The following is a 1,381-nucleotide window of genomic DNA, read 5'->3' on the forward strand; positions in this document are numbered from 1 at the left end:
CGGCACCGTGCTGCTGATGAAGGGGGAGGGCCATCCCGGCCAGGCCGGGCGCGGCCTGATCCACCGCTCGCCCCCCGCCGCCGCCGGCGGGCGGCTGCTGCTCTGCCTCGACGAACCCGGAAGGATCCCCCTGCCATGACCCTGACCGCGCAGGGCGCCGATGCCCGGCTGCCTGTCACCGTGCTCTCCGGCTTCCTGGGTGCCGGCAAGACGACGCTGCTGAACCACATCCTGGCCAACCGGGAGGGCAGGCGCGTCGCCGTCATCGTCAACGACATGTCGGAGGTGAACATCGACGCCGCCCTGGTGGACCAGGGCGGCCGCCTGTCGCGCACCGAGGAAAAGCTGGTCGAGATGACCAATGGCTGCATCTGCTGCACGCTGCGCGAGGACCTGATGCAGGAGGTGGCGCGGCTGGCCGGGGAGGGGCGCTTCGACGCGCTGCTGATCGAGAGCACCGGCATCGCCGAGCCCATGCCGGTCGCCGCCACCTTCGATTTCCGCGACGAGGACGGGCATTCCCTGTCCGACCTGGCGCGGCTCGACACGATGGTGACGGTGGTCGATGCCAGCGCCTTCCCGCGCGACTATGCCAGCGCCGAGTCGCTCCGCCAGCGCGGCGAGGTGGCGGGGGAGGAGGATGGCCGCCTGCTGGTGGACCTGCTGGTGGAGCAGGTGGAATTCGCCGACATCCTGGTGCTGAACAAGCTGGACCTGGTGCCGCCCGAGGGCCGCGCCCAGGCCATCGCCCTGCTGCGCGCGCTGAACCCCACCGCCGAGATCGTCGAGGCCGAGCAGGGGCGGGTGCCGCTGGAGAAGGTGCTGGGCACCGGCCGCTTCGACTTCGCCCGCGCCAGCCAGGCTTCCGGCTGGGCGCAGGCGCTCTCCGAGGGGCATCTGCCGGAATCCGAGGAATTCGGCCTGTCGAGCTTCGTCTGGCGCGCCCGCCGACCCCTGCACCCCACGCGCTTCAAGGCCTTCCTGGAGAGCGACCTGCCCGGCGTGGTGCGCGCCAAGGGCTTTTTCTGGCTGGCCAGCCGGATGGAGTGGGCGGGCTCCTGGCAACTCGCCGGCAGCATCGGCCGGCACGAGGCGGCGGGCTTCTGGTGGGCGGCGGTCGGCCCCGAGCGCTGGCCGGACGACCCGGACTGGCGCGCGGGCGTGAAGCGGCTGTGGCAGGAGCCCTGGGGCGACCGGCGGCAGGAGCTGGTCTTCATCGGCATCGGGATGGAGGAGGCGGCGCTGCGCCGCCAGCTCGATGCCTGCCTGCTCACCGAGGCCGAGCTGCGCCAGGGGCCGCGCGCCTGGGCCCGGCTGCCCGATCCCTTCCCGGCCTGGTCGCGCTGAGGCGGGGCGGGCCGGGGCGCCCGGCGGCCTTCTC

At 73.3% G+C, this 1,381-nt stretch carries 2 protein-coding genes; both read left to right on the forward strand.

Annotated elements, in window-relative coordinates:
- Positions 1-7: 7 nt before the first annotated feature.
- A complete protein-coding gene (locus HMPREF0731_RS23790) occupies positions 8-139 on the forward strand; it encodes a DUF1826 domain-containing protein (protein ID WP_281015369.1) in 132 nt (43 codons plus the stop codon).
- Positions 136-1,347, forward strand: a complete 1,212-nt coding sequence (zigA, locus tag HMPREF0731_RS19000; RefSeq protein WP_007005831.1) for a zinc metallochaperone GTPase ZigA — start codon at positions 136-138, stop codon at positions 1,345-1,347. The genes HMPREF0731_RS23790 and zigA overlap by 4 nt, the downstream gene beginning before the upstream one ends.
- Positions 1,348-1,381: the final 34 nt, after the last annotated feature.

The sequence above is a fragment of the Pseudoroseomonas cervicalis ATCC 49957 genome (genome assembly GCF_000164635.1).
GTDB lineage: Bacteria > Pseudomonadota > Alphaproteobacteria > Acetobacterales > Acetobacteraceae > Pseudoroseomonas > Pseudoroseomonas cervicalis.